This window comes from Nocardioides sp. (genome assembly GCF_030149505.1).
Taxonomy (GTDB): Bacteria; Actinomycetota; Actinomycetes; order Propionibacteriales; family Nocardioidaceae; genus Nocardioides.
Genome location: NZ_JASBRN010000023.1, coordinates 1 through 2,070, shown reverse-complemented (window position 1 = coordinate 2,070; position 2,070 = coordinate 1). Strand labels below are relative to the sequence as shown.

Below are 2,070 nucleotides of genomic sequence, written 5' to 3'. Positions count from 1 at the left end.
CGCCCGCCTGGACGAACCGTTCAACGTCGCGTCGGTGGCGCAGTCGCTCGGGACCAGTCGGCGCACCCTCGAGCGACGCGTCCGTGCGGCGCTCAACCTCACTCCGCTCGGCTTCGTCCAACGGCTTCGCATCGAACGAGCGCGGCACCTCTCGGCGACCACGGACCTCACCTCCGCCGAGATCGCGCTCCGTGTCGGCTACGCGAACGCCGAGACACTGCGCTCCCTCCTGCGCAGGGAGCGACGCCGTTCCTGACCTATCGCCATGCCTGTAGCCGGTGTCCTAGTGCTCGACTGGAACCACCTCTCAGCACGTCGCGTCGACGCTCCTGCGTCGCGCCCTGGACGACCCACTCGACACGCCCGCAGCACAGGCCATGTGACGTGTCCCGGCTTCCCGGACGGTCGGGGTTGGGTGGCTGTGATGTCGCTGCGTTCTAGTCGAGGGGGTCAGCAGACTCGATCATGGTCGATTGGGATGAGACGTGAAGGCGGTCAGGTCAGGGCGGCCGAAGCCGGCCGGCGGGGTAGCGTCGGTCACGTCGAGGTCTTTCGGATGGATGGCGTAGGACCTCCATCGTCGGGAGACCTCGACGTCTATCTGCGGACCGACGCGCCCGGCCGACCTACACCCTCATCTGGGAAGAGCCATCAAACAAGACCTTCCCTGTTCACCCAGTGCACACCCCGCCCGCTCATCGGCTGCTTGTTCCATTGACCTCAGGACCGGTGCCTGGCGAGGCTCGGTTCAGGCGTCCGGGCCGTCGCTCTCTCATCGGCTGCCCACGCTGGTCGTGTGGTTCTCTTTTGGCCTGCGCGGCCCGGGCGTCGCCAAGGGGTCAGGAGAGGCTCAAGAGGGGTTTGCCTAGCTCGAAGCAGCGTTGCCCTCCCGACTCGACAACCGTCAGGGATCGAGCAGGAGGACTGGTCAGTGAAGGCAACGGACGAGCGGGTTGTGATCGGGATGGACCCGCACAAGCGGTCGGTGACCATCGAGGTGATGGCTGCCGATGAAGAGGTCCTTGGTGGTGGCCGGTTCGGCACCGACACCGCCGGCTTCAAGTCGATGCTGGAGTACGTGACCAGGTGGCCGGACCGGGTCTGGGCCATCGAGGGCTGCAACGGCATCGGACGCCATGTCGCGCTGCGGTTGCTGGCCGAGGGGCACGAGGTCGTCGACGTGCCGCCGAAGCTCTCTGCTCGTGCGCGGGTCTTCGCCACCGGTCAAGGCCGCAAGACCGACGCCACCGACGCCCACTCCGTCGCGCTGGTCGGCACCCGGATGGCGGGGCTGCGTCCGGTGGTCCATGACGAGCAGCTCGCGGTCCTGCGGCTCCTGGTCGACCGCCGCAGCTCACTGGGCGATGACCACACGCGGATGATCTCCCAGCTCCACCAGCTGCTGCTCGAGCTGATCCCCGGTGGCGCGAAAAAGGACCTCTCCGCCGCGCAAGCCAAGGCACTGCTGGCCCGGGTGCGTCCCCGCGACGTCGTGGGCAAGGCCCGTCGCCGGGTCGCTGCCGAACTGGTTGCTGACCTGGAGCGGGTTTACGCGCGGAAGAAGGCCGCGGACAAGGAGCTCAAGGAACTGCTCGCCGCGACCGGCACGAGCCTGATGGACCTGCACGGCATCGGTCCCTCCGGCGCCGCTCGGCTGCTGGTCGAGGTCGGTGACATCACCCGGTTCCCCAACCGCGAGCACTTCGCGTCCTGGAACGGCACCGCACCCATCGACGCCTCCTCCGGCGACAACGTCCGACACCGGCTCTCACGAGCAGGCAACCGGCAGATCAACCGGACCCTGCACATCATGGCCACCGTCCAACTGCGCAACGACACCGAAGGACGCGCCTACTTCGACCGCCGCAAAAACGACGGGAAGACCTCGATGGAAGCCATGCGTGCACTCAAGCGACGGCTCTCGAACATTGAGGTTCCCCCCGGACCGTAGAGGCATCGACAATGAGGATCGAGATGCCAGAGAAGCGGAAGAAGTACGACCGGGAGTTCCGTGAGGGAGCTGTCCGGATCGTCGAAGAGACCAACAAGCCGATCGCGCAGGTCGCTCGT

Annotated in this window: 2 protein-coding genes; both read left to right on the top strand. The window is 66.9% G+C overall.

Features of this window, described 5'->3' with window-relative positions; all coding sequences use genetic code 11:
• Positions 1-256, top strand: a 256-nt coding sequence (locus Q1V71_RS04685; RefSeq protein ID WP_300641214.1) for a helix-turn-helix domain-containing protein, incomplete at its 5' end; no start/stop codon positions are given.
• 675 nt (positions 257-931) lie between these two features.
• Positions 932-1,951 carry an IS110 family transposase gene (locus Q1V71_RS04680; RefSeq protein WP_300641212.1) on the top strand — a complete coding sequence of 340 codons (1,020 nt, stop codon included), beginning with the start codon at positions 932-934 and terminating at the stop codon, positions 1,949-1,951.
• Positions 1,952-2,070 lie beyond the last annotated feature (119 nt).